The organism is Marinobacter sp. JSM 1782161 (assembly GCF_011421605.1).
Taxonomy (GTDB): domain Bacteria; phylum Pseudomonadota; class Gammaproteobacteria; order Pseudomonadales; family Oleiphilaceae; genus Marinobacter_A; species Marinobacter_A bohaiensis.
Map to the genome: position 1 here is coordinate 616,065 of NZ_WSSA01000003.1, position 25,801 is coordinate 641,865.

A 25,801-nucleotide genomic window follows, 5' to 3' on the forward strand; every position below is an offset into this window, starting at 1 on the left:
AGCCTTTCCCGGAGTGGAGATACAGCGGAAGAGAAAGCAAGCCACATACCAGTTGCGCCAAATCGGCGCAGGGACGGGTTCAGCGGTTTGTTATTGCCCGCCTGGACCCGCGCGTTCCGCACCAGCGGAACGCACAAAGCCGTACCTCTGCCTTATTCGAGTGCGCCACCGCTATGGGCCGGCCCACAGATGGGGCACGCCGGGTCCCGAGCCAGCTTCATCTCGCGCCATTCCATGCGCCAGGCGTCCAGCAGCAGCAGGCGACCGGTCAGGGATTCTCCGACACCGGCGATGACCTTGATGGCTTCCATGGCCTGGCAGGCGCCAATCAGGCCGACGAGCGGGCCGATCACACCGGCCTCGGAACAGCGCAGGTCCTCGTCGCCGCTGTCCGGGTACAGGCACTGGTAGCAGGGACGATCCGGCGAGCGGCTATCAAACACGCTGACCTGCCCCTCCCCGCGAATCGCCGCGCCGGACACCAGCGGTACGCCAGCCTCGACGCAGGCACGATTGATGGCAAAACGGGTGTCGAAGTTATCGGTGCAGTCGACCACCAGAGTCGCGGACGCCACCTGTTGCGCCAGGGCCTCACCGGACAGCCGCTCGGCCACGGCGTCTACCTGAATGTCCGGATTCATCCCGCGGATCTGCCGCGCCAGGCTCTCCGCCTTGGACGCGCCAATGTCCGACTGGCGGAAAGCCACCTGACGCTGCAGGTTGGCGATTTCCACCCGGTCGTCGTCCGCCAGCACCAGATGGCCGACGCCCGCGCCGCCCAGATACAGGGCCACCGGGCAGCCCAGGCCTCCGGCACCAACCACCAGCACCCGGCTCTGTTTGAGGCGGATCTGGCCCGCCACATCCAGCTGCGGCAACAGCAACTGGCGGCTGTAGCGCATGAGTTCGTCGTCAGTCAGCATCACGTTTGTCCTGTTTACTGTCGGCTATGGCCAGCGCCCCAGGCTGAACCGGTCGTTGCCGCCATAGTCCCGCCCGGTGCCTACATCTGCAAACCCTCTTTCGCTCAGCAGCGCGCGGACCGCTTCACCCTGGTTGTAGCCGTGCTCCAGCATCAACCAGCCGCCGGTGTGCAGCCAGTCCGGCGCCTGCCGGACGATCGTGCGGATATCGTCCAGGCCATCGTCTCCCGCCACCAGCGCCGAGGCCGGCTCGAAGCGCACATCGCCCACCTCCAGATGACGGTCGTCCGCCTCGATGTACGGCGGATTGCTGACGATCAGGTGAAAGCGCGCAGGGGCGAGATCCTCAAACCAGCGGCTCTGGTAAACGGTCACGGGCAGCGCCAGCTCGCGGGCGTTGTCCGTCGCCAGGGCCACTGCATCGGGCACCACGTCGGTCGCACTCACCTGCCAGCCGGGCCGCTCGGTGGCCAGAGCCAGGGCAATGGCGCCGGTCCCGGTGCCCAGATCGATCACCGCGGCGTCCACCGGCAACGTCAGGGCCAGCGCGGCTTCAACCAGGCATTCGGTGTCGGGACGGGGGATCAGGGTGTGTTCGTTGACCTGCAGGGTCAGGGACCAGAAGCCCTGGTGACCCAGCAGATGCACCACCGGATGGCCGGCAACGCGCCGGTCGACCAGCGCGTCGAAGCGGGCCACATCGGCGGGCCCGACCGGGTGCTCCGGCCAGGTGCGAAACCAGGTGGGCGTGCGGTCCAGCACCGCTTCCAGCAACAGCGCCGCGTCCAGTTGCGGCGAGTCGCCGCCGATGCGCACGGCGGCATTGCTCAGCAGTGATGCGACCGTGGCCGACCGGTCATTCATCGGCCTGGCTGGCCAGCAGTTCTGCCTGACGCTCCTGCTGCAGCGGTCCGATCACCGGGGAGAGGTCGCCGGCGATGACTTCGTCCAGCTTGTAGAGGGTCAGGTTGATGCGGTGATCGGTGACCCGGCCCTGGGGAAAATTGTAGGTGCGGATGCGCTCGGAGCGGTCGCCGCTGCCCACCAGGCTCTTGCGCTGGGCGGCCTCGGACTGCTGCTGGCGCTCGGTCTCGGCATCCTGCAAACGCGCCGACAGCAGGCTCATGGCCTTGGCGCGGTTCTTGTGCTGGGAACGCTCGTCCTGACACTCCACCACGATGCCGGTGGGCAGGTGGGTGATGCGGATCGCCGAGTCGGTCTTGTTGACGTGCTGACCGCCGGCACCGGACGCGCGGAAGGTGTCCACCCGCAGGTCCGCCTTGTTGATCTCGATGGCGTCCGCCTCGTCCGCTTCCGGCATCACCGCCACGGTGCAGGCGGAGGTATGGATGCGGCCCTGGGATTCGGTTTCCGGCACCCGCTGCACCCGATGGGCGCCCGACTCGAACTTGAGCGCGCCGTAAACCTGGTCGCCGGCGACGCGGGTGATGATCTCTTTATAACCGCCGTGTTCGCCCGGGCTTTCGCTGATCACTTCCACTTTCCAGCCGCGGGTCTCGGCAAAGCGGCTGTACATGCGGAACAGGTCGCCGGCGAACAGGGCCGCCTCGTCGCCGCCGGTGCCGGCGCGGATCTCCAGGAAGGCGTTTTTACCGTCGTCCGGATCACGCGGCATCATCAGCCGTTGCAGTTCCTGGTCCAGTTCCTCAACTCGGGCACCCGCGCTGGCCAACTCTTCCTCGGCCATCTCGCGCATGTCGGCGTCGCCATCGCGGATCAACTCGCGAGCCTCCGCCACGTCGTCATTGGCACGCTGGTAGGCCTTGTAGCATTCGACCACCGGCTCGATTTCGGCGAACTCCTTGGACAGGTCGCGGAACAGGTCCTGATTGGTGATCACGGATTGGTCACTGAGCAATGCGCTCACTTCCTCGAACCGGTCGACGAGCCGGTCGAGTTTGGTCTGAATCGAAGGTTTCATGAAGCGTCCAGATCAGCGGACCCTGGGCGGGCCCGGAAAAAATCGTGATCAGATCTTATCATTGAATGGGGTGTGAGACGCAGTATCGGGCTCGGCGGCGCGCTTGTCCGTCGGCACCGGCTTGAGCGACACGCGCGGTTCGACCGGCTTGCCGTCTTCAGAGCGCCCCAGTTGATGCAGCTCACGCAACCAGTGGGTAATTTCCGGGCGCCCCTCGGCCGCCGCGCGGCGCACCTGCACCGACGGCTCGTGCAGCAGTTTGTTGGTCAGGCCTCGGCCCAGGCTGCGCAACAGGGTCTCGGGGTCGCCGCCATTGCGCAGCGCCTTGAGGGCCCGTTCCACCTCGCGATCCCGCAGGTCCTCGGCGTGCTGGCGGTACTGCTTGAGGGTGGACACCGCATCCAGCGCCCGCAACTGGTACTGGAATTCCTCGACGCCGGACTCGATCAGGCGCTCCGCTTCACGGGCGGCGCCCTCGCGGGAACGCAGGTTCTCCTCGATCACCTGACGCAAGTCATCGACGGTGTAGAGATAGACGTCGTCGAGCTGGCTCACTTCCGGCTCGATGTCTCTGGGTACAGCAATATCCACCATGAAATAGGGTCTGTGTTTGCGTACTTTCAGCGCCCGCTCGACCGCACCTTTACCGAGCACCGGTAACTGGCTCGCGGTCGAGGCGATCACGATGTCCACACCGGGCAGGTGCTCTGGAATGTCGGAAAGCAGGATACCGTGCCCGTCGTATTCACTGGCCACGGCCTGCGCGCGCTCCAGCGTGCGGTTGGCAACGATGATGTCCGGCACGCCCGCTTCGCGCAGATGTCGGGCCACCAGCTCGATGGTCTGGCCGGCGCCGATGAGCAGGGCCTTGTTCTTGCGCAGGTCGGAAAAGATGTGGCGCGACAGGCTCACCGCCGCGTAGGCCACGGAGACCGGGTTTTCGCCGATGGAGGTCTCGGTGCGCACGCGCTTGGCCACCGAGAAGCTCTGCTCAAACAGCCGCGCCAGCAGCGAACCGCTGGCGCTGTGGGCGCGGGCGGTGGCGTAGGCGTCCTTGAGCTGGCCCAGAATCTGGGGCTCGCCCAGCACCATGGAGTCCAGGCCGCAGGCGACGCGCATCATATGGCGCACGGCGTCGCCGTTGGCGTGTATATAGAAGGCTTCCGCCAAATCGGCCGGGTCCATGTCATGGAATCCCGCCAGCCACTGGATCACGGTATCGGCGCAGTCGTCCTCGGCGGCCAGGTAAAGCTCGGTGCGGTTACAGGTGGAGAGGATCGCGGCTTCCTTGACGCCAACCGCCACCGTCAACGCCGAGAAGGCCTCCGCCATGGTCTCGGGAGTAAAGGCGACTCGCTCCCGCAATTCCAGCGGAGCCGTCCGGTGATTGATGCCCAGCGTCAGTAATGCCATGAATCCGCGATAAACCTGTAGCCTTCCAAGAAGATTCGGGTATAAAAAACAACCTGCCGATCATTCTAGCGACGGCAAATCGGCAGCGCCACCCGCCGCCTTCCGCAATATCACCTATCTATCCGATCCAGTTTATCTATCCACGTTTTCTATCCATGCTTCCTGACCATGGATCCGATGCGTGTCAGGCGATGCTTGCGCTCCGGGGCCGGGGCCGACTCGGGCACCCTTTAACCGCACACGACGAGACCGACCCAGGCGTATGAGAAAACGGTCATTGGGCAAGCCAAGACCCTTATGCCATTATAACCGGCACAGCTCGGCAGGTCGTTCGGCGAAGTTCTACCGAACTTTTTCAGGGACTTGCTGACAGACCTCTCTTCAAAGGATCGTACTCAATCAGAGGTTCCCCAAGCCAATGGCCACCGGACACATCCCCAAGACACGCGTATTCCCTGTTGCTGCCCTGATGCTGGCACTGGGGCTGGCCGGCTGTGCCAGCCTGTCCGACAGCGAACAAGCGGAAGACAGTATGGCGGCGCAGGATGCGGCCGCCCCGGCCGAAGAGCCCCCCATCGACTACGCCGATTTCGACCAGGACACTCTCTATAGCCTGCTGGCCGCCGAAGTGGCCGCCCAGCGTGGCCGCTACGACGTGACCCTGGTCAACTATGTGGAGGCCGCCAAGTCTTCCCGCGATCTGGGCGTCATCAAGCGGGCCATGCGCATCGCCCAGTCACTCAACAGCGACAACGCCCAGCTCGAACTGGCCAACCTGTGGCTGGACGTTGAACCGGACAGCCTCGACGCCCATCGCGTGGCCGCCATCCAGTACGTGCGCCACAAGGACTTCGACCTGGCGCTCTACCACATGGAGCAGATACTGGCCCAGGGCGAGGACGCGGACTTCGACGATCTGGCCGCGATTTCCGCCCGCCTGCCGGCCGAGGACCAGGCCGAACTGCTGCGACTCTACCGCGACCTGGAAACCCGCCACCCGGATAACGAAGAAATCCAGTACGGCATCGCCCTGCTCCTGAAAAACCAGGGTCAGTTCGATGCCGCGCTCACCAAACTGGAACCGCTGCTGGACGAATCCGACGGCGAGCCTTTCCAGCCGGCGATCATCCTACGCGGCGACCTGCTCTACCAGACAGGCCAATCCCAGGAAGCGCTGGACTACCTGCGTCACCAGTCCCGCCGCTATCCGGACAACCGCAAACTGGGCACCCTCTATGGCCGCATGCTGATAGAGGAACAGCAGATGCAGGCCGCCGAGGACCAGTTCGAAGCGCTGACCAACCGCTTCCCGGACGAGCCCAGCCTGCGCCTGTCCTATGCCCTGGTGGCGCTGGAGAACGGCCACGTCAAACCGGCCCGGGCATCGCTGCAGCAACTGGTTGAAGACGGCGAGCATCTGGACGAGGCCCACTACTACCTGGGCCGCATCGCCGACGAGCATAACAACGTGGATGAAGCCATCGCCCAGTACCAGCAGGTGGGCGAAGGCCCGCATTTCCTGCCGGCACTGTCCCGCGCCACCCACCTGCGCGGCGCCAACGACGACCTGGACGGCGCCTTGCGTGATCTGCGGACCTTGCGCGAGCAGATGCCGGATGCCGCCGAAAGTCTCTGGCTGATTGAAGTGAACACCCTGCTGGACCTGGAGCAGAACGCCGATGCTCTGGGAGCCGCCACAGAAGCGCTGCAGACTTTCCCGGACAACAGTCGCATCCGCTACGCCCGCGCTATGCTATTCGACGAAATGAACCGCACCGAGGAAGCCGAGGCTGACCTGCGCCAGATCCTCGACAACGAACCGGAGAACGCCGTCGCCCTCAACGCCCTGGGCTACATTCTCACCGTGCGCACCGAACGCTATGCGGAGGCCCGCCAACTGCTGGAGAAAGCCCTGAAACTGGAGCCGGATAACCCGGCCATTCTCGACAGCATGGGCTGGGTGCACTTCAAGCTGGGCAACATCGCGCAGGCAATCGACTACCTGCGCCAGGCCTACCTCGCCTTCCCCGATCCGGAAGTGGCCGCCCACTACGGCGAGGCGCTCTATGTCAACGGCGAGCAGGAGCAGGCCCGGGTGATCTGGCGCCGCGCCCTGGACGAACATCCCGACGACACGCAGATCCCGGCCACCATGGAGCGCCTGGGTGAGGAGCAATCACTCTGATGTCGTTGTTCCGCACAGCCCGATGTTTTTCCGGTATGGCCCTGACCCTGCTGCTGGCCGCCTGCGCCAGTGTTCCCCGGGAACCCTTGCCGGATGGCCTGACCCGCCAGCCACCGGCGGACTGGGCCCAGCGCAGCGAGACGCTGACCGGCTTCAGCCGCTGGGAATTACAAGGCAAGCTCGCGGTGCGCCAGCCGGAGGACAGCGGTTCCGCCGTGATCAATCAGTGGCGCCAGGTGGACGAGCAGTACCACCTGCTGCTGTCCTCCGCGTTTCTCGGTATGGGGCGCACCGAACTGCAGGGCATGCCCGGCTTCCTGACCCTGACCACCTCCGACGGCGAGATCTATCGGTCGTCGGATCCCCAGTCACTGGTGGAGGCCGCCACCGGCTGGCAGTTCCCGCTGGACAGCCTGACCTGGTGGATTCGCGGCCTGCCGGCGCCGGAGGGTGACTTCGAACTGCTGTTCGACCAGCAGGACCAGCTCGCGGCCATCCGCCAGCAGGGCTGGGACATCCGCTTCGATCGCTGGAACCGATTCATCGACGACTACCCGGAATTGCCGGCGCGGATCACCGCACTCAAGGGCGAGCGCCGCATCCGTCTGGTGATCACCCAGTGGCAGCCACTGGGAACAGCGCGATGAGCTTTTCCCTGCCAGCACCGGCCAAGCTGAACCTGTTCCTGCACATCACCGGACGACGGGACGACGGCTACCACGAGCTGGAAACCGTGTTCCAGTTTCTCGAGTACGGGGACGAGCTGGCGTTCGGGCCCGCCGACGGACACGACGTCGTCCTGTCCCCGGCCCTGCCCGGCGTGCCGGACGAACACAACCTGATCCTGCGCGCCGCGCGGAAGCTGCAGGCCGAGGCGGGCCGTAACCTGCCCGGCGTGCACATCCAGTTGACCAAGCGACTGCCGATGGGCGGCGGCATCGGTGGCGGCAGCTCGGACGCCGCCACCGCCCTGCTCGGCCTCAACCATTTCTGGGGCCTGGCGCTGTCCATCGACCGCCTGGCGGAGATTGGCCTGCAACTGGGCGCCGACGTGCCCGTTTTCGTGCGCGGATTCGCCGCCTTCGCCCAGGGCGTGGGGGAAAAGCTGAGCCCGGTTCATCCCCCGGAAGACTGGTTCGTGGTGGCCAAACCGGACTGCGAGATCAACACCGGCAAGATTTTTTCGCAGGAAGGGTTGACACGCAACACGCCCCCGAGCACAATACGCCCCGCTTTTGAGGGAGACGCCTCGAGGTACCGAAACGACTGTGAGGATACAGTCTGTAAACTGTATCCCGAGGTTAGGAAAAGTCTGGACTGGCTTTCACAATTCGGACCTGCAAGATTAACCGGAACCGGGGCTTGCATTTTTGGACGTTTCCCAACAGAATCCAAAGCCCTCGAAGTTTGGGCTAGCAGACCCTCCGGCATCACCGGGTTCGTCACAAGAGGGGTGAACGCTTCACCGCTTCACACAAAGCTGACAGAGCTGGAATGATGCCGAAAAAGCACGATACTGGGGTGTCGCCAAGTGGTAAGGCAACGGGTTTTGATCCCGTCATGCGCAGGTTCGAATCCTGCCACCCCAGCCACCTTTCTCCCGCTTCTTCTGAACACAACGCTGAAACTGAGAAGGACTCCGTCGTGTCCAAGTTAATGATCTTCGCCGGTAACGCCCATCCGGAACTCGCCCGTAATATCGCCCAGAAGTTGCACATCCCGTTGGGAGAAGCGACCGTCGGCAAATTCAGCGATGGCGAAACCACCGTTGAAATCAACGAAAATGTCCGCGGTCATGATGTCTTCATCATCCAGCCGACCTGCTACCCGACCAACGACAACCTGATGGAGTTGATGGTCATGACCGACGCTCTGCGTCGAGCATCCGCCACGCGCATCACAGCCGTCGTTCCCTATTATGGCTACGCCCGACAGGATCGCCGCGTGCGCTCCACCCGGGTGTCGATCAGCGCCAAGGTCGTCGCGGACATGATCACCAGCATCGGCATCGACCGGGTCCTGACCGTCGACCTGCACGCCGATCAGATCCAGGGTTTCTTCGACATTCCGGTCGACAACATCTACGCCACTCCAGTCCTGCTCGACGACATCGAACGTCAGCGCTTCGACAACTTCATCGTTGTATCACCGGACGTCGGCGGCGTGGTTCGCGCCCGGGCCGTGGCCAAGCGCCTGAACGACGCCGACCTGGCTATCATCGACAAACGTCGCCCGAAGGCGAACGTGTCCCAGGTGATGCACATCATCGGTGACGTGCAGGACAAGACCTGCATCCTGGTGGACGACATCGTCGATACCGCCGGTACCCTGTGCAAGGCCGCCAACGCGCTCAAAGAGCACGGCGCCTCCCGGGTCGTGGCCTACATCACCCACCCGGTTCTGTCCGGCCCGGCGATTGAGAACATCAACGCCTCGCAACTGGACGAACTCGTGGTTTGTGACACCATCCCGCTGGATGAAAAAGTGCGCAAGTGTGATAGAATCCGCCCGCTTGGAATGGCGGGACTGCTCGCCGAGTCGATCCGTCGCGTGAGCAACGAAGAATCGATCAGCGCGCTGTTCGAGTAATCACTCGGGTAAGCCCGCGTTTTAAAAGGCTTTCCAAGACAGAAAGCCGACAGGATTCAAGCATGGGGCCGTTATCGGCTCCTTGTTTGTTTAAGCACCCGGAAAATGGTTACGGCTGACTTCCGGGAATCATTGAAACCACCCTGCCGGACTTGGTCGCGAGTCGGCAACGGTGAATACTGAGGTTTATGACCATGGCCCAAGATTTTGTTCTCGAAGCATTCCTTCGTGACGACCAGGGGAAAGGTGCGAGCCGCCGCCTGCGTCGCGAAGAACGTAAAATTCCGGCTGTCGTTTACGGCGGTGACAAGGACGCGCAGTCCATCTCCCTGTGGCACAACGATCTGAAGAAGGCGCTGGAAAACGAAGCGTTCTTCTCTCACATCCTGACCCTGGAAGTGGACGGCAAGAAAGAAAGCGTCATCCTGAAGGATCTGCAGCGCCACCCGTACAAGCCGATCCTGACCCACGCTGACTTCCTGCGCGTCGACAAGGACCACGAGATCCACGTCAACGTACCGCTGCACTTCATCAACGAAGACACCGCACCGGTCGTCAAGCTGCAGGGTGGCGCGGTCAACCACCAGCTGAACGAAGTGGAAGTGATCTGTCTGCCGCAGAACCTGCCTGAGTTCATCGAAGTCGACATGACCGACGTCCAGATGGACCAGACGCTGCACCTGAGCGATCTGAAGCTGCCGAAAGGCGTCCAGGTTGCCGCTCTGCTGCAGGGCGAAGACCACGACCAGGCGGTTGTCTCCGTTCACCTGCCCAAGGGCACCAAGGCTGACGAAGCCGAGGACGCCGAAGGCGAAGGTGAAGAAGGCGAAGGTCAGGAGTAATTACTCCCGGGGCGCTGGCACATGTCGCAGTCAATTGTCATGGTGGTGGGTCTGGGTAATCCCGGTGCGGATTACGAGAACACCCGTCACAACGCCGGCGCCCTCTTCGTGGAAGCTCTGGCCCGTGAAGCGGGCCAGAGTCTTCGTCCGGAAAAGAAGTACCACGGGCTGTACGCCCGCGTTCAGTGGCAGGGTCTCGACCTGCACCTGCTGAACCCCACCACCTTCATGAACCGCAGCGGCCAATCCGTTAAGGCCCTGGCGGACTTCTTCAAGATCAAGCCCGAGCAGATCCTCGTCGCCCACGACGAACTGGACCTGCCGCCCGGCACCGCCAAGCTCAAGAAAGACGGCGGCCACGGCGGTCACAACGGTCTGCGGGACATCATCGCCCACCTGGGCACCAAAGAATTTCACCGACTGCGCATCGGCATCGGCCATCCCGGCGACAGCCGCCGCGTGACCGGTTACGTGCTCGGCCGGCTGACCAAGTCCGACGCCACGCACCTGGACAACATCAGCCACGAGATCATGCGGGTCCTGCCGGACGCGCTCAACGGGCAGATGCCCAAGGCCATGAACGCGCTTCACAGCGTTCGTCCGGACGCCTGATTCCACCCGCAACCACCGTCGAAGCGTGCACCGCGCGGAGTCGCACCCGTGCCACCACATCGGTATAATTCGACGTTTTCAACGATTCCACATTTTCACATCCAGCAGAGGCTTTCATGGGTTTCAACTGCGGCATCGTCGGCCTGCCCAACGTCGGCAAATCCACCCTGTTCAACGCGCTGACCAAAGCCGGGATCGGGGCTGAAAACTTCCCGTTCTGCACCATCGAGCCCAACGCGGGCGTGGTGGGCATGCCGGACCCGCGCCTGAACAAACTGGCGGAAATCGTTAAACCCCAGAACGTCATCCCCACCACCATGGAGTTCGTGGACATCGCGGGCCTGGTGGCCGGTGCCTCCAAAGGGGAAGGCCTGGGCAACCAGTTCCTGGCCAACATCCGCCAGACCGACGCCATCGCCCAGGTCGTGCGCTGCTTCGAGGACGACAACGTCATCCACGTCGCCAATAAAGTGGACCCGGCGGCGGACATCGAGATCATCAACACCGAGTTGGCGCTGGCCGACCTGGAAACGGTCGAAAAAGGCGTCAAGCGCGTCGAGCGCGTGGCCAAGAGCGGTGACAAGACCGCCAAGGCCCAGCTGGAAGTCTTCCAGTCCCTGCTGCCGGTACTGAACGAAGGCAAGCCGGTCCGCAGCATGAACCTGGACGCCGACACCATGGCGCTGATCCGCGAGCTGTGCCTGCTGACCGTGAAGCCGATCATGTACATCGCCAACGTCAACGAGGACGGCTTCGAGAACAACCCGCACCTGGACGCGGTCCGCAAGATCGCCGAGGAAGAGAACGCCGTGGTCGTCCCCATCTGCAACAAGATGGAAGCGGAGATCGCCGAGCTGGAAGAGGACGAGAAGAGCGTCTTCCTGGAAGAGATGGGCATGGAAGAACCGGGCCTGGATCGCGTGATCCGCGCCGGTTACGACCTGCTGGGTCTGCAGACTTACTTCACCGCCGGCGTGAAGGAAGTCCGCGCCTGGACCGTCAAGGTCGGCGCCACCGCCCCGCAGGCGGCCGGCGTGATCCACACCGACTTCGAGAAAGGCTTCATCCGCGCCGAAGTGGTGGCCTACGACGACTTCGTCGAAAACAACGGCGAACAGGGCGCCAAGGAAGCTGGCAAATGGCGCCTGGAAGGCAAGGACTACATCGTTCATGACGGCGATGTCATTCACTTCCGCTTTAACGTATAAGCCGGTACAGGGATGTCCCCGATGACTTCCCTGCCCGCCTGCTGCCGCCCCGGAGACGACCGCTGGCCCTGGAGCCAACGGTTGCCGGGGCTGGCTTTCACCACCCTCTCCTTCAATCCGGACGCCCTGAGCGACGACGACTTCGAGCGCTGCGGCATCGAGCCCCCCGAGAACGTCCGCACCGCCGCCGCCAAGCGCCGCACGGAATACCTGGCCGGCCGCCTCTGCGCCCGTCACGTGCTGCAACAGGTCACCGGCATCGCCAGCGTGCCCGCCACCGGCGCCGACCGCGCCCCACAGTGGCCCGATGCCTGCGTTGGCTCCATCACCCACAGCCACGGCTACGCCGCCGTTATCGCCGGACACCGCGATGCCTATCAGGGCCTGGGGCTGGACGCCGAAGTCCCCATGAGCGACCGCCGCGCGCAACGCCTGGCGCGGGAAATCCTCACCCCGGACGAACAGCGGAGATTCGGGCGCGAGCTGGCCGACACACCCGGCCACTGCCTCACTCTGGCCTTTTCCCTCAAGGAAAGTCTGTTCAAGGCTCTCAACCCGATCACCGGCCAGCGCTTCTACTTTCACGATGCCGAGCTTGTGAGCCTGTCCGGGGACGGCTCCAGCCAACTGCGATTGCTCAAGACCCTATCGAACGACTGGCGCGCAGGCGCCGAGCTGGAGGGCCTGTACAGCGAGCATGATGGCGTTATCCTGAGCCTGACTGCCGTTGCACCGAACGGCGCTGCAAGCCGCTGACAGCCCGCAATCCGGGCAAATTTTGAGCAAGCAAAACAGCGTTGCCACATCGCTCCGCCAATTCCCGGAAAAGGGGTTGACAGCCCGCCGCAAAATCCCGAGAATACGCGCCTCGTTGAGAGCGGTTTGCGCTTCCAACGGGATGGCAAGGTAGCTCAGCTGGTTAGAGCACGGCACTCATAATGCCGGGGTCGGCGGTTCGACTCCGCCCCTTGCTACCAGATATCAGAGGGTTACGGTTAACACCGTAACCCTTTTTTATTGGCTGCCCCTTTTTACCCCCCTAAACATTATTCTGGAAATCGTACCGGTACGCTTCTTTCGGCAAGCGTCATGAAAAGATCTTCGACAAGAGCCAGACAACAGCAGCAAAGGCGGCGAAATAAGGCAGACATATCAAAGAAGTCGTCACGCCTACCGCGACAACAGCCCCACACGTAAGAACAAACTCTTTCAACAAAAAATATAAAATCTGAAACGGTGACTTCGAATGTGAAATGCCTGCCCCTCCGCTATCTACGCCCCATTTTTTTGCAAACCTTAAAACAGATTGCATAAATCTCAACACATCTTTAGCGTCATAGCATCACGCTGTTCTAGCTCAGTCTCAAGAAGGTGACCGGTCCAAGCTTAACCGCAGACTCCAGGAGGTCGGGCGCAAGGTGCGCGTAGCGCATAGTCATGGTTATGTTGCCATGCTCCAGGATGTGCTTGAGGGTCAGCAGATCTCCCCCGTTCATCATGGAGTGACTGGCGAAGGTATGACGCAGGACGTGCATCAACTAACTCGGCGTGTTGAGGCCACATCGTTTGTAGGCTTTGCGGGATGCCGACCGGCACTATAAGAACATCCGCCCTGGTCCTGGCAGTGCATCCGTCAGCAACTCTTTCTGCAGATCCTTGTCGATCGGCACGGTTCGACTCTTTCCGCTCTTCGTATCCCGGAACATAACCTTACCCGGCAGGAAGGACGATTGCGTGACGGACTCGGCTTCGATCCAACGGGCCTCGGTCCCAGGCGTCGCGCAGGGTGATCAGACGGTCGAAGGCCGGGCTGTGGCAGTGCTGGCGTTCCAGTTCGGTCAGTAGGGCGTCGGTGAACGCCGATTTGCTGCGGGCGAGGTAGTCGTCCAGCAGGTCGGTCCGCACCTGGGGCAGTTGCTCGAGGCGCTGGCTCAGGGTTGTGAAAAGACCTCCAGGCAAGTCAGGGTCAGATTCTCGGTTGAAGGATGCGCCTGGAAGGCGTGGGAAACGGTTGTGTCGAGCTGTTGGACGCGTTGGAGCAGGTCCATCTGGGCGTCGGACGCTTTTTGATGCAGGCGGCTGTCGAGGCCGTGGTAGGCGTCGCGCATGCCTTCGAGTTTGATGGCGCTGTCGATGGCGGCGCCGCGTTCGCCCAACGTCATGAGGTTGACGCCGACGCGGTGGACGGTGTCGATGGCCTGTTCCCGGGCGATGCGGGTGAAGTCGACGTCCAGGCCCTTGAGGGCTTTGCAGGCCCGCTGCATGGCGTAGGCGGCGAATGGGATCACTTCGCTGGGGCAGGCGCACACGTAGTCGGCCAGCAGGTGGTGCAGGCGCATCGCGGTGCGTTTGTGGGTGCCCCGGCTGCTGGCGTTGTGCAGCAGGATGCGCAGGGAGCTGTGGCCAGTCAGGTCGCGCTGTTCCCAGGCTTTGACGGCTTGCCAGAAGATGGCGTTGAGTTCGGCGTGGTCCATCACAGTTCCTCCGCGTCCATTTGTTCCAGCAGGCGGACGATGTTGACCATGCGGTGACGACCAATCTTGACGGTCGGGATGTAGGCGCGCTTTACCCAGCCTTCGACAGCACCCTGCTCTACGCGGACCCAGTCGGCGAACTCGCGCCACTCCATCATCGGGGGCCAGTTGAGGTCTTTGATGCGCTGGCTCAGCTCGTCGTCTATCATGGGCATAGGTCAAAAACGTCTAAAACCGGTCAAAAGGTACATTTTGGCAGTACAATATTTTAACTTAAGACCGCGATAGCAAACCTTTCGCCTTTGGTAAATAATTTACCCATCGCTCACATGCGTGTTTTTAGATCAATATGGAATCAATCGAAGATCGAGCTAAGCAGTTAATCTCTAAAGCAGGGTTTGACCGTCTTATCAGAGAGAGCGATATCGTCCACGCTAGATGGAAGAGCGTGCGCTACAGGAATATCCGGATAAGCACCAACGAGCTGGAGGTACTGGAAAGGGTGTTCCCTCAGTACGGCTACTGACTCATAAGCGGAAAGGTTGCACCAGAGATCGGGCAAACCAGCCCAGACTATGACGAAGTGAACTCAAAGTTAGACAGTCGCGCCGAGGGATAGCAGTAACCAGGAAAGTTTTGGAAAGGTGGCTCCAGAGAAGGCGGAAAAACTTTGAAGGTAAAAAAAGCTAAGGTGCACAGCACGACTATAAAGACGCAGAGAAAAGAAAGATTTATATAATGTTTGACACCTTTTGCAATGAGCTCCAAAAGAAAAGCTTAAAGAACGTTGCTCAGGAATGGGTTATTGATAGAACCCCTTACATTTTCGAAGAAAAACAAGCGAGCTACGTTCAATGGAAATCAGAATTATCCAACCTGATAAACGTAGACGGGAAAGCCATATCAATTATCGGAAGCTCATGCTTAGGTTTTAGCTTAAATCCATCAAAAGGTTTCCGCGTTTTCAACGAAGACTCAGACATAGATATAGCTATAATTTCACGACATCACTTTGAGCTAGCATGGCATACAATCAGGAACATAGGTACAGAAATGTACAGCCTGAACCAAAAGCAACGCCAATCTCTCGAAGACCATAGAAAGCGCCTAATTTATTGGGGAACATTTGACACGAAGAGTCTTCTAACAAAGCTACCATTCGGTAAACAGTGGTTCGAAGCGTTCTCCAAAATGTCAGAAATATTTCCTACTGAAGGTAGAGAAATTAATGCCCGCATCTATCGAGACTTTGAATCATTGACCGAGTATCAGACAGCAAATCTAGCAAAATTAAGAGATAAGATTTTGGAGGATAAGAATTGAGCAAATCATTCCTCAACACTACGACAAGAAACGTTCATTGGCTAAAAAAAGCACACGACGATGGAGAGCTGCATATGAAGCCTCCATTTCAAAGAAATCCCGTATGGGTTGATAGGCAGAAGAGCTTCCTAATAGATACAATACTATCAGGATTACCAATCCCTGAAGTTTACATGCAAGATACAGTAAATGACTTAGGATTAGCTTCCTATATAGTAGTTGACGGACAACAACGATTAAGAGCAGTCTTAGAATTTCTAGAAGGCAAGTTTACCCTGGATGCAAAAGACAGCCCAGATTGGGCCGACATGGGTTTCGAAGACCTTGCTCCTTCGGACAAAAAGAAAATCTATCAATACGACTTCATTGTTCGGCAACTTCCCGAAATGGACGAAAACCAACTCAGAAAGATATTCCAGAGGCTAAACCGGAACGTAGTGTCTCTTAACAAGCAGGAGTTAAGACAGGCTACATATTGGGGCCCATTCATTGAATTAATGAATTCCATTTCTAACTGGGACGAATGGACATCACTAACCATCTTCTCCCCGAACGATGTAAGAAGAATGCTTGACGTTGAGTTTATCAGCGAGCTCTCCATTGCTTATATCAACGGCCATCAAAACAAGAAGAACAAGCTAGATCATTACTACGAAATCTACGAAGAGTATTTCGAAGATGGAAATCTAATACAGAAAACCTTCCGGAGAGTTCTGGGAGAGATTGAAGAAATACTACCGAACATCTCAAAACTGAGATGGAGCAAGAAAACCGATTTTTACACCCTATTTCTCGTTTTTGCAAACAACATAAAGAAGGTACCTCTAGCCTCGGAAAAACGAGAACGTGCAAATGAGATATTAACTCAATTTGCAGAAAGTATTGACAGATATGTGAAGTCGGAAAAGCAGGATTCGCCTGAATTCTCCGTAAATGTAGTTAACTACGGAGCAGGAATCCGAGCCAGTACGGACCTCGGAAGCAGAAGAAAAAGATTCGAAGCCCTTGAAGCAGAACTATCTGAACTATTTGACGATCAAAGCTGATTACAAAATTCTCTTGAAAGGGACAGCCTCTTTGTCCCTTTAGAATAAATCAGGGAAAAATTCACTTATTCGCGAAAACCACAAAAACAGGAAATACTTTTCAAAAAGCAAAACTCAATTCATTATCATCAACAGCATCAAACGCACGCAGTATTTCCTGAGCAACATAAAGCCCAACAAAATACATAGCATCAATTCCTCCAATTGTAGAAGCAAGAAGAATCGGGACGCCATCGGATAATTCGCCAGTCTCCGGATGCTTCCTTAAGTCTTGAAAGTGTGACGCGTCAATCACCGCATTTGACATTCTTCTTATCAAGAACTCCACACTAAAGTTGCAACGTTCTTCATTTATGTAATAACTCAATATCGAGCTAGACATGAACTGACGAATATCCTTTAGCGGATTTACCGAAAGACGAACAGGACTGACATCACCTTCAACATTACCCAGAAAGTAACCACGAATACTAACAGACCCGTTATGCTTATCGAAACTAACACCTGATATTACAGAGAACTTCTCTTCTGCCCAAAGACTGCGCAAATAGTCGCTAAACCCAACTCTGCCCGATAATACCCGACAAGTCAGGGGTCGAGCCATTTTAATCAGAAGGAATCGCTTATTGCCCCTGGAAATAGCTCGAGAAACTCTTTTAGTAAGCTTGGTGGTTTTAAATTTTTTTATTTTTTTCAAATCCTGATAAGCAGTCTCGTCATTGGCTATTTCACACCACATTCTAAGGCAATGTATAAGGTCCACGAACTCTATCCAATCAATGCGGCTACTTGCTCCAACATACCGTCTCTTCAACCGCCCAAGCTGCAGCTTTACCTTTTCGTTCATCGCGGCCTCGATTGTCATTTAATTTAGAAAAACTTCGACCGTTAACAAAAATGGGACAGATGTATTTATGGCCCGGAGCTGAGAAACAAAATGGGAACAGATTTATTTATCGCCCCCGAAGACAGGTTGACGCATATTCCTGGCTCAGTTCACGTCTGTCAGCCCTCAACCGGTTTCCCTCGCTGACGGTGTAGCCTGACCTCAACCTGTCCTGAATATAGTCCAAACGCTGATTCAATTGCTCGCACCGGCGCTCCAGGGCTTCGGCTTCCCTCTTTTCCCTGGCGGCCTCTGCTCGACGTGCGATGAGAACTTCGCTTTGGTCGTTACGAGTTGTCGACGTAGAAGAGAAATTGATGACTGTCGTGCGTGATCGGCCGCTCAGGCGCTCATATCGACTGCAGGCCTGTTCGCGAAATTTCTTACTCTTGATGGTGCGGTCCGTGGCGTATTCCTTGTTCCAAAACCGGCACATCTGAGCCGAGCTGCGGATGGCTCCCGCATTTTCCTCAGAATCATTGCTTGGTTCCTGAGCCTGTCCGGGCGCTCGTATCTGATCAGCAGGTCGGCTGTATGACGGCTGAGCCGTACGGGTCGCGACATTGCTGCTCAGGTCTTCCGAAACAGTACCGACGGTAATATCGACAGCTGGTAGCTGGATGCCCAGGGCGGTCTCAATAGACCGGACAGCAGGCGTGAGAAAAGCGAGAGCCAGTCCAGTGGCGATAACGACCGTTAAGAGGTTGCCAAGAACAACGGCAAATAGAGTTTTCCAGAAACTCACAGTCAGCTCCTTTGACTGGATGCGGATAAGCGTCTCTGGATAGTAGACAAGGTGCGCCAGGGGCGGCTAGAGGGAAATGTAAAACCGAGTGAAGATTACCACTCCTGGCAACCTGCCTCGACAGTCACAATGAAAAGCAGGCTTCCGAATAGGATTATTCAAAAAGGTGCGCCACTGAACCCAATGGCGCACCAAACAGCTACCCTACTTACTCGTAGAATACATCCAATCGATAGATGTCAGGGTGGCCGTGATAGCAATCGCTAACAGCTATGTTTACTGTCTTTCTCGAAGCAGCCGCCGAAAGTGCTAATGCATACATCTCTCTGTTACTCGATGTGTCATCCTCAAAGTCGATAACCGCTCGCATATTCGAATCCACACAGTCAGCCTGAGAGTGGTTCGAAGCAGGTGTGTAGTAGATCGCTGCGAAGCTATCATAAGAGTTGATTCGCGTTATTGTCTTCTCTTTGAGGGTTTCAGATGCAGCATTCGCAACGGGTGCTGCGGATATCGCAAGGAACAACACGGAAACTAGAAGCCTATTCACGGTTGCAACCTATTTAATCCAAAAGAATGTAGTTGATGATTGGATTCATCGCCTCACCACCAGTGCTGTACTCACTTCTGGGCATGAAGTCAGCATACCCGTCAGCATCAGAGTCAAAATCTGCCGCAGCGGTGTATGAATGCGATGAGTCGCAGAACGATGAGTTATCCCAAACTGAACTCGGATCCGCTTCAACCACATAGCTGAGCGTGGTTCCTGGCTCGCGAATGTCTCCATCGAAGTCGAAATGCGCAGCTCGGCCAACTTCAACATACTTGTTGCCAGAGCCTTCAAGCATGTCTTGGATCTTCTTCACCCAGTCACTGGGCTTCGTAGACCATTCAACTTCACCGCGAATTCGCTGACCGTTGATTTTTGTCATCAGCTGTCGGTTGCCATCGACGACTCTGAAAAGCTTATAAGCGGGCTCGACAGTGTATTCGACCTTCTCATAGAAACCGTCATATGAGCAGTTATCCAGTCCGGTCTGCGGATCGGTGTCGCAGTCCATTTCGACCTTCCACTCATCGCAGTCGAGGTACTCGATTTTACGGTCCCAGGAAACTTCAGTTGTTAGGAATTCCGGCGAATACCGCAGGCTCACATTCAATGAGCCAGATTGACCCGAATCATACTCGGGCATGCTTGAAGCAATTTTATCGGTTACACCTTCGGCCTTTTCACTATCCGATTTGCTGTCGTCGTTAATCACATCTTCGATTTTTTCGACAGCTTTACTGGAAAGCCTATATAGAACCTTTTCCCTTTCATCCGGGTCCGTAATCTTAACGACGAGCTGTTCCCGGATTTGCTCTTCGGCCATCTCCAAAGCACGCTGTAGACCAGCGTCAATCAGAGCATCAAAGTAGTCTTCAACATCATAGTCGGCGTCGTACTTTTCGGACGCACTCACGCTCATTACCGGTAGCAATAGAGCAAATAATATAACAAGATAACGTATTAGATACCTCATAGGAACTTCCTTTGGCATTCAGCATGTAACGGACAAATAGCCAGCGATTATTTAATTCTCGCTGTCTGACCATCCGCATAGCATCTGCCACCTACGCCGTTTACTGTGTTATCAGTTACAACAGCAAACTCCTCTCCAGAGGCCTTTGCAGTCAAAGCCATTGCGAAACTAGCTTTAAACCGGAATTCACCAAGCTTCTCTTTGCTGTACCATACGCGCTGACCTTCACAATCAGCCAAAGAATCGCCTTCCAGCGAAACTAAAAAAATATCCTCAGAATTAACTAAGGTAATTGTGTCTACGTTACCTGAATAACTCTGATTAGCCGCTACTGCTTGGCCTACGATGGCGAGAGAGGAAAGGCATACGAGGAAGAATTTAGAAACAGATGACATTAAAATATTCCCTTGATCTTTTTAATTTATCTGAAAGGAAACAGACGAATACAGTAAAGCCGAGGGAAAAAAAGTGATTCCTGCGACGGATTTCCGTTCCGTTTCGCTGATATCCTTTCAGCTGCGCTAGGCCTGCAACTCAATCGATGCAGGACTGTAGAACTCTAACTTCAACCACGGGATATTCAACTCAGAACCGGGGGATTTAACATTTGTTTATATAGCTACATTTTTCGTAAAGCCACCCGTTGAAATATCGAAAATATGAGGGCTATGTTGGAGTTATCTGCGGAGGTAGCTCGTTGGTGTCCCTGGATACAACGCGGAACTCGTTATCGTAGAGCACGACGTAGACGCCGTTACTGAACAGGCAGCCGACCAGGGCTTCGTTGCGGTCGATCTGTCTCCAGCTGTGGCCAAGGCCCGATCCGGTCCCGCAGGCGCTGGCGCAGATCTTTACGGGTTTGGCGTCCGGGGTGCGCCGCACGATGTCGACGTCTATCCCACCCATCCAGTCGAATAGGCCGACGGAGCCGGAGCGGCGATATACGGGGACAATCCCTCCCGGTCGGTTGGTCCAAAGCGTCAGCGTCTCCCTGCCTACGCGACACATCATCATTCGCATGTACGTTACCCGGTACTGTTCAAACAGACAGTACCAGAGTAACCAATACGCCTCTATATCGGGTCGCCCCCTTGCCTACCGCGTCGTACTTTTTTGCCTGTTTTTGCCCTTTCCTGATTCGCCAAGTGGCCGTTTTGGCTGGATTTGTCGGTTATTGGCCCACGCCACATAGCACTCATAATGCCGGGGTCGGCGGTTCGACCGGAGCACGCGCAGCGTGCGGAGGAACGTCGGAGCGAACGCGACAACGGCCCGAAGGGTGAAGGTCAAAGCCCCGAATACGCCGCCTCATCTCGCCGACTCGAGTCATCCCTGCGCTCGGCCGAAACGAGCTGGAGCGGACCGGCATTATCGCGCCGAACTGCAAGCAGCCCGTCCACGCCTACAGCTCATAAACCACTTCGGCTTGATCCACCCAAGATCCATCCGGACCTGCGCTCTCAAACCCCGTCTCGAGCCGGCATCACGGATAGACCACAGCTACCAGCCCCCTCCCTCAATACAGGTACGGCCTGCACTGATCCATTCTCCGCGAAAATGTAACTGCTTGTAACAAAAACAAAGGATGATAAAGTCATCGGCTGAGAACTTCTAATTCATGGATTCGAATCATCACCCAAGGAGCCGTTGTAATGGGTAAGAAAAAGGCTTTCGTACTGACCGCCTCACTGCTTTGCGCATCTCCGGTATTTGCTGCCCCAGTACTCGATCAGTCGTTCGTCCCTCAGGATGGCCCGCAATACCTGAGCAGTTTTGGATACGATCCCGATTCCGGCGTAACAACAGAACACTTCCAGTCTTTCACTGCAGGTCAAACCGGCACACTTTCCAATATTGACCTCCTCTTTAGCTCATTCGGCCAACCAGGCGGTGACCTGACGCTTTCTATTTATGAAGGCGGTCACATGAACGGCGACTTCCTTGGAAGCACCACTGTCTCCGGAGGCTACACATCGCCCAATGACTTTGTCCGCTTTGATCTCAGCGCATCCAGTATTTTCGTGGAATCTGGTAAGCGGCTGGGATTCGTTATCGGAACGACCCAGGATCTGGCATTCCCCGATACCTACCTTCTTCAGGGTGATGCCAGCAGCGGCAGCTATGACGGCGGCTTCGGGGGTAGCCTTCGCAACGGCGCACTCACCCTGGACTATGAAAAAGACTTCTACTTCAGGTCATACGTTGATGTCGCCACTGTGCCCGAACCGGGCTCAATCACACTGGCCGGCCTGGGTCTCATAGGACTGGCTATCTCGCGAAGAGGACGCGCCAAAGCTTAGCGGCGCCCTCCGTCGGCAATAGATGCCCGCTCCATGCGGGCATCTATTGCCGCTTTCACGCATCAACCACACCGCCCGGTCTCAGTTCCCGGAATCTGGCCGACATTGATGAAACGACTGACCGCGCTATTCACCGCCCTACTTTCCGGCTGCGCCGACCTTTGCAGCAACGAGCCCATCGACGCCATGGCATCCCCGGACAACGCTCTGGAAGCTGTAGTCTTCGAGCGCCACTGCGGAGCCACAACGGGCTACGCTACCCAGGTTTCCATTATCCAGACGGGCGACAAGCTGCCGAACGAAGCCGGCAATGTGCTCTCAGTGGAAGGGCAGCCCTCACTGGAACTGGAATGGATAACGCCGAAACAGCTGCTCATCAGTGGCCTCACCACTACAAAGCCGGTTAACCTGCATAACAAAGTGGATGACGTTACGATCTCAGTCGACCGCTGAGTCGTTTTGCCCGAAAGTATTTAAGGAGCGTTCATTGGAAGAATTGGCGGATGGAGCCGCAAAGAGTGTTCTGCGTCTGGTCAGTTGGGTTGTCCGGTTTGTCATCTGGCTGATCTGGGAGCTGTTTTTCGAGGTGCTGGCCTGGTACGTCGGCTGGGGCGTCATCCGCGTCCTGACCCTGGGCACCTGCCCTCGCGTCTCGATAAACGACCATGATCAGGCCAGTGCCTTGTCGCAATTTCTGGTTTCATCGACAGGCCTGGTGTGCCTGATCGGTTTGGCGACGTTGCTGGCGAGACTGACGGGGTCCGGCTGACCCTTGACGGCTTACCACCGCCAAACTCGAACAGACCTTTCGTCCAGGAACTTCCGCCGTTCCCGGGGCTCGAGCAACGGCGCGCTTCTTTCCATTTGAAGAACCATCGGAAAACGCCATCACAGAAGGACGCCACCCGGTGAGCATTCACGACATCCCCAACGTTATCCCGGTTTCCACAGCACTGACCACCGCCGGCCAACCCTCCGAAGACCAACTGGGCGCCGCCGCCCGCGATGGCTTTGAGGTCGTCATCAACCTCGGCCTGCTCGATCCCCGCTATTGCCTGCCCGACGAAGCCGGGCTGGTCCGTCGGCTCGGCATGCGCTACGTCCATATCCCGGTGGATTTCCAGACGCCGGCAGCGGACGATCTCCAGCGTTTCTTCGACGCCATGGACGACGCCGGTGATCGCAAGGTGCTGGTTCACTGCGCCGCCAATAAGCGTGTGTCGAGCTTTGTCGCGCTCTACGGCGAAGCCCGCCTCGGCTGGTCGCGCCAGCAAGCGGACGATTTTCTGCGCCGTATCTGGGAGCCGAATCCCAACTGGTCGGCGTTTATCGAACGCGCGCGAAACGACCTATACCTATAACAGGCAACAAACCGGGCATTCCAGCCTCCCCCCACCATCCGCATAGCCCGGCAATAGCTATCCGTTGTTTTACAACAGAACGACCTGACCTTGGGCAATGGCCCTGAATATTCATCGTCTACACTGATAATGCCTACCAACCGGCAACCAGGGACGATAACCATGAAAGTGCTTTCAGCTGTACTCGCAATACTCTGTTTACTGTCCGGCACGACAGCCTCGGCCGCCACCGAAAAACCCAACCTGCTGATCATCTGGGGGGACGATGTCGGCATGTGGAACATCAGCGCCTATCACCGCGGAATGATGGGTAACGAAACCCCCAACATCGATCGCATCGCCGACGAAGGCATGCTGTTCATGGATCACTACGCCCAGGCCTCGTGCACCGCCGGGCGTGCGGCGTTCATTACCGGGCAGTACCCGATTCGCACGGGGCTTTCCACCGTTGGCCTGCCTGGCTCGCCCATCGGCCTGCAGAAGGAAGATCCCACGCTGGCCGAGTTCCTCAAGCCTCTGGGCTACGCCACCGGCCAGTTCGGCAAGAACCATCTGGGCGACCTGGATGAGCACTTGCCCACCAACCACGGCTTCGATGAGTTCTACGGTATCCTCTATCACCTCAACGCGGGTGAGTACGTGGAGCAGGACGACTACCCAGAGGACGCCATGGAGAAAGCCGGCTTCGCTCAGCGGGGCATCATTCATTCCAAGGCCACGGCCGACGGCGGGCAGACCATCGAGGATCTGGGCAACTTCGGCCGGGAACGTCAGCGCACGCTGGATCAGGAAGTGCTGGAGGAATCCAAGCGATTCATCCGCGATGCGGTGGCCGCCGACAAGCCGTTCTTCGTCTGGCACAACACCACACGCATGCATTACCGCACCAACCTGAGCGAGGAATACGACGGCGCTACGGGCCAGGGCCTCTACGCGGACGGCATGAAGGAAATGGATGACGACGTCGGCGAACTGCTGGACCTGCTCGACGAACTCGGGGTGGCGGACAACACCATCGTCATGTTCTCCACCGACAACGGCGCCGCCTCCAACAGTTGGCCGGACGGCGGGAATCAGCCCTTCCGCGGCGAGAAAGGCGTAGGCGGTTACGAAGGCGGCTTCAAGGTACCGATGATGGTCAAGTGGCCGGGCCTGATTCCGCAGGACACCACCACCGGCGAGCTGATGACCATGGAAGACTGGCTGCCGACCTTTATGGCGCAGTTGGGGCAGCCGGACCTGAAAGAAAAACTGCTGGACGGTCTCGACGTCGACGGCACGACCTACAACGTGCATCTCGACGGCTACGACCAGACACCGATACTGACGCAATCCGGCCCCAGCAATCGCAAGGAGTTTTTCTTCCTGACCGAGACCACTTTCCACGGCCTGCGCTTCGGCGAGTGGAAGTTCCTGTTTACCGAACAGGACAAGTGGTTCAACGGCGTTCAGAACCGCCTCGTCACACCGCTGATCACGCGCCTCGACATGGACCCGTTCGAACGCTTCCACGATGCCCGGGGTTTTGACGAATGGCAGGAAAATCGCTCCTGGGCTCTCGGTCCGGCCGTTGCGGTCACCCAGACCTTTTTCGATTCCTTCAAGGAGTACCCACCCCGCCAGACCAGTTTCGACCTGGACGTGGACAAGATTATGAGCTCAATGATGGAGGCCAATGCACGCTGAAGAACGCCGTCTTCAGCTTGCGACCGGGCGGGAAACCGATCCCCGCCCGGTCGCCAATTTAGGGCGTCTCCAAACCCTGCGTTTGTCGCTGCGGGAAGACATCGCGGTAAAACTACGCATTCACCTTTTGCCCGCAACCCTCTAAAAAGACACCTACCCAATCCCCTGAGGACGACCTCACCCTTCCCGGGAAGTGTACGCGGGACGACCCGCCTTTTCGGAGACGCATTATGCGAACCACCGGAGATCGTATCCGCCAAGCGATCAGTTTCGAGGCCATTGGGCTGGTGCTGATCATTCCCCTGATTGCCTACGCCTTCCACCTGCCGCTGGACGACACCGGCGTACTGGGCCTGATCGGCGCTACCATGGCGACGCTCTGGAACTATGTCTTCAACCTGGGCTTCGATCACACCCTCAAGCGCCTGACCGGCTCCACCCGCAAATCCCTGAAACTGCGCGTACTGCACGCCATCAGTTTTGAACTGGGACTGCTGCTGGCCTTCCTCCCGGTGGTGATGTGGTGGCTCGGAATCGGTCTGGTCGAGGCGCTGGTGATGGACCTGACTTTCGTCGTCTTCTACGTGGTCTACGCCTTCGTGTTCACCTGGGCCTACGACACGATCTTCCCGGACAGGGACAACGTACCGCCCGCCGCCAACGGGAACTGGCAGGCGGAATCCGGTCGCTGACGGGCCTCTGGCGGCCGGGCACTCCCCCGCTGCGGCCGCTTAACTCCGGTC

The 25,801-nt window shown here is 57.9% G+C and carries 29 protein-coding genes and 2 tRNA genes; 18 read left to right on the forward strand and 13 right to left on the reverse strand.

What is annotated here, in order from left to right:
* Positions 1 to 152 precede the first annotated feature (152 nt).
* The 4 genes from GQB00_RS15650 to hemA are packed head-to-tail and all read right to left on the reverse strand — an operon-like array spanning position 153 to position 4,278.
* Positions 153 to 923: a HesA/MoeB/ThiF family protein gene (locus tag GQB00_RS15650; protein ID WP_165857001.1), complete on the reverse strand. Its 771-nt coding sequence runs from the start codon at positions 921 to 923 to the stop codon at positions 153 to 155.
* 24 nt (positions 924 to 947) lie between these two features.
* Entirely contained in the window at positions 948 to 1,787 is an 840-nt protein-coding gene (gene prmC / locus GQB00_RS15655) for a peptide chain release factor N(5)-glutamine methyltransferase (RefSeq protein WP_165857002.1), read from the reverse strand.
* On the reverse strand, positions 1,780 to 2,865 hold the full coding sequence (prfA, locus tag GQB00_RS15660; RefSeq protein WP_111497421.1) for a peptide chain release factor 1: 1,086 nt from the start codon (positions 2,863 to 2,865) through the stop codon (positions 1,780 to 1,782). The genes prmC and prfA overlap by 8 nt, the downstream gene beginning before the upstream one ends.
* A 48-nt stretch (positions 2,866 to 2,913) precedes the next feature.
* On the reverse strand, positions 2,914 to 4,278 hold the full coding sequence (hemA, locus tag GQB00_RS15665) for a glutamyl-tRNA reductase (RefSeq protein WP_165857003.1): 1,365 nt from the start codon (positions 4,276 to 4,278) through the stop codon (positions 2,914 to 2,916).
* 418 nt (positions 4,279 to 4,696) lie between these two features.
* On the opposite strand from hemA, the gene GQB00_RS15670 reads away from it, so the two are divergent.
* The 10 genes from GQB00_RS15670 (at position 4,697) to GQB00_RS15715 (ending at position 12,691) form a co-directional block, all read left to right on the forward strand.
* Entirely contained in the window at positions 4,697 to 6,463 is a 1,767-nt protein-coding gene (locus GQB00_RS15670; protein ID WP_228276825.1) for a tetratricopeptide repeat protein, read from the forward strand.
* A gap of 35 nt (positions 6,464 to 6,498) precedes the next feature.
* The gene (lolB, locus tag GQB00_RS15675; protein WP_165857004.1) at positions 6,499 to 7,110 is read left to right on the forward strand and encodes a lipoprotein insertase outer membrane protein LolB; all 612 of its coding nucleotides are present in this window, start codon (positions 6,499 to 6,501) and stop codon (positions 7,108 to 7,110) included.
* A complete protein-coding gene (ispE, locus tag GQB00_RS15680; RefSeq protein WP_165857005.1) occupies positions 7,107 to 7,961 on the forward strand; it encodes a 4-(cytidine 5'-diphospho)-2-C-methyl-D-erythritol kinase in 855 nt (284 codons plus the stop codon). The genes lolB and ispE overlap by 4 nt, the downstream gene beginning before the upstream one ends.
* A gap of 19 nt (positions 7,962 to 7,980) precedes the next feature.
* A tRNA-Gln gene (locus tag GQB00_RS15685) sits at positions 7,981 to 8,055 on the forward strand.
* A 52-nt stretch (positions 8,056 to 8,107) separates the two neighbouring features.
* A complete protein-coding gene (locus tag GQB00_RS15690; protein WP_111497418.1) occupies positions 8,108 to 9,052 on the forward strand; it encodes a ribose-phosphate diphosphokinase in 945 nt (314 codons plus the stop codon).
* 194 nt (positions 9,053 to 9,246) lie between these two features.
* Positions 9,247 to 9,894: a 50S ribosomal protein L25/general stress protein Ctc gene (locus tag GQB00_RS15695; RefSeq protein WP_111497630.1), complete on the forward strand. Its 648-nt coding sequence runs from the start codon at positions 9,247 to 9,249 to the stop codon at positions 9,892 to 9,894.
* A 21-nt stretch (positions 9,895 to 9,915) separates the two neighbouring features.
* On the forward strand, positions 9,916 to 10,506 hold the full coding sequence (pth, locus tag GQB00_RS15700; protein ID WP_111497417.1) for an aminoacyl-tRNA hydrolase: 591 nt from the start codon (positions 9,916 to 9,918) through the stop codon (positions 10,504 to 10,506).
* A 116-nt stretch (positions 10,507 to 10,622) separates the two neighbouring features.
* Positions 10,623 to 11,714: a redox-regulated ATPase YchF gene (gene ychF / locus GQB00_RS15705; protein ID WP_165857006.1), complete on the forward strand. Its 1,092-nt coding sequence runs from the start codon at positions 10,623 to 10,625 to the stop codon at positions 11,712 to 11,714.
* Positions 11,715 to 11,735: 21 nt separating this feature from the next.
* Positions 11,736 to 12,470, forward strand: a complete 735-nt coding sequence (locus GQB00_RS15710) for a 4'-phosphopantetheinyl transferase family protein (RefSeq protein WP_165857007.1) — start codon at positions 11,736 to 11,738, stop codon at positions 12,468 to 12,470.
* 144 nt (positions 12,471 to 12,614) lie between these two features.
* Positions 12,615 to 12,691, forward strand: a tRNA-Met gene (locus GQB00_RS15715).
* Between the two features lie 375 nt (positions 12,692 to 13,066).
* Here GQB00_RS15715 and GQB00_RS21745 read toward each other — a convergent pair.
* The 4 genes from GQB00_RS21745 to GQB00_RS15735 form a co-directional block, all read right to left on the reverse strand.
* Positions 13,067 to 13,249, reverse strand: a complete 183-nt coding sequence (locus GQB00_RS21745; RefSeq protein WP_207950808.1) for a tyrosine-type recombinase/integrase — start codon at positions 13,247 to 13,249, stop codon at positions 13,067 to 13,069.
* Between the two features lie 175 nt (positions 13,250 to 13,424).
* Positions 13,425 to 13,673: a hypothetical protein gene (locus GQB00_RS15725; protein WP_165857008.1), complete on the reverse strand. Its 249-nt coding sequence runs from the start codon at positions 13,671 to 13,673 to the stop codon at positions 13,425 to 13,427.
* Complete coding sequence (locus GQB00_RS15730; RefSeq protein ID WP_165857009.1) at positions 13,646 to 14,188, reverse strand: hypothetical protein; 543 nt, start codon at positions 14,186 to 14,188, stop codon at positions 13,646 to 13,648. The genes GQB00_RS15725 and GQB00_RS15730 overlap by 28 nt, the downstream gene beginning before the upstream one ends.
* Entirely contained in the window at positions 14,188 to 14,403 is a 216-nt protein-coding gene (locus GQB00_RS15735) for a hypothetical protein (RefSeq protein WP_207950809.1), read from the reverse strand. Before GQB00_RS15735 ends, GQB00_RS15730 begins: the two co-directional genes overlap by 1 nt.
* A 523-nt stretch (positions 14,404 to 14,926) precedes the next feature.
* Here GQB00_RS15735 and GQB00_RS15740 point away from each other — a divergent pair.
* Complete coding sequence (locus GQB00_RS15740) at positions 14,927 to 15,511, forward strand: hypothetical protein (protein ID WP_165857010.1); 585 nt, start codon at positions 14,927 to 14,929, stop codon at positions 15,509 to 15,511.
* Positions 15,508 to 16,557: a DUF262 domain-containing protein gene (locus tag GQB00_RS15745; protein ID WP_207950810.1), complete on the forward strand. Its 1,050-nt coding sequence runs from the start codon at positions 15,508 to 15,510 to the stop codon at positions 16,555 to 16,557. The genes GQB00_RS15740 and GQB00_RS15745 overlap by 4 nt, the downstream gene beginning before the upstream one ends.
* Positions 16,558 to 16,657: 100 nt before the next feature.
* Here GQB00_RS15745 and GQB00_RS15750 read toward each other — a convergent pair whose 3' ends face one another.
* The 5 genes from GQB00_RS15750 to GQB00_RS15770 form a co-directional block, all read right to left on the reverse strand.
* Positions 16,658 to 17,404, reverse strand: a complete 747-nt coding sequence (locus GQB00_RS15750; RefSeq protein WP_165857011.1) for a hypothetical protein — start codon at positions 17,402 to 17,404, stop codon at positions 16,658 to 16,660.
* 106 nt (positions 17,405 to 17,510) lie between these two features.
* A complete protein-coding gene (locus GQB00_RS15755) occupies positions 17,511 to 18,188 on the reverse strand; it encodes a hypothetical protein (RefSeq protein WP_165857012.1) in 678 nt (225 codons plus the stop codon).
* 563 nt (positions 18,189 to 18,751) lie between these two features.
* A complete protein-coding gene (locus tag GQB00_RS15760; protein ID WP_165857013.1) occupies positions 18,752 to 19,651 on the reverse strand; it encodes a hypothetical protein in 900 nt (299 codons plus the stop codon).
* Between the two features lie 107 nt (positions 19,652 to 19,758).
* On the reverse strand, positions 19,759 to 20,106 hold the full coding sequence (locus tag GQB00_RS15765; protein WP_165857014.1) for a hypothetical protein: 348 nt from the start codon (positions 20,104 to 20,106) through the stop codon (positions 19,759 to 19,761).
* A gap of 271 nt (positions 20,107 to 20,377) precedes the next feature.
* Positions 20,378 to 20,617: a hypothetical protein gene (locus tag GQB00_RS15770; RefSeq protein ID WP_165857015.1), complete on the reverse strand. Its 240-nt coding sequence runs from the start codon at positions 20,615 to 20,617 to the stop codon at positions 20,378 to 20,380.
* 746 nt (positions 20,618 to 21,363) lie between these two features.
* On the opposite strand from GQB00_RS15770, the gene GQB00_RS15775 reads away from it, so the two are divergent.
* The 6 genes from GQB00_RS15775 (at position 21,364) to GQB00_RS15800 (ending at position 25,750) form a co-directional block, all read left to right on the forward strand.
* Positions 21,364 to 22,011: a PEP-CTERM sorting domain-containing protein gene (locus GQB00_RS15775; RefSeq protein WP_165857016.1), complete on the forward strand. Its 648-nt coding sequence runs from the start codon at positions 21,364 to 21,366 to the stop codon at positions 22,009 to 22,011.
* Positions 22,012 to 22,119: 108 nt separating this feature from the next.
* Positions 22,120 to 22,464: a hypothetical protein gene (locus tag GQB00_RS15780; RefSeq protein ID WP_165857017.1), complete on the forward strand. Its 345-nt coding sequence runs from the start codon at positions 22,120 to 22,122 to the stop codon at positions 22,462 to 22,464.
* 34 nt (positions 22,465 to 22,498) lie between these two features.
* Positions 22,499 to 22,780, forward strand: coding sequence for a hypothetical protein (locus GQB00_RS15785; protein ID WP_165857018.1), 282 nt, complete (start codon positions 22,499 to 22,501; stop codon positions 22,778 to 22,780).
* A gap of 139 nt (positions 22,781 to 22,919) precedes the next feature.
* On the forward strand, positions 22,920 to 23,372 hold the full coding sequence (locus GQB00_RS15790; RefSeq protein WP_165857019.1) for a protein tyrosine phosphatase family protein: 453 nt from the start codon (positions 22,920 to 22,922) through the stop codon (positions 23,370 to 23,372).
* A 162-nt stretch (positions 23,373 to 23,534) separates the two neighbouring features.
* Positions 23,535 to 25,058, forward strand: coding sequence for an arylsulfatase (locus tag GQB00_RS15795; protein WP_165857020.1), 1,524 nt, complete (start codon positions 23,535 to 23,537; stop codon positions 25,056 to 25,058).
* A gap of 230 nt (positions 25,059 to 25,288) precedes the next feature.
* Positions 25,289 to 25,750 carry a PACE efflux transporter gene (locus GQB00_RS15800; RefSeq protein WP_165857021.1) on the forward strand — a complete coding sequence of 154 codons (462 nt, stop codon included), beginning with the start codon at positions 25,289 to 25,291 and terminating at the stop codon, positions 25,748 to 25,750.
* Positions 25,751 to 25,801: the final 51 nt, after the last annotated feature.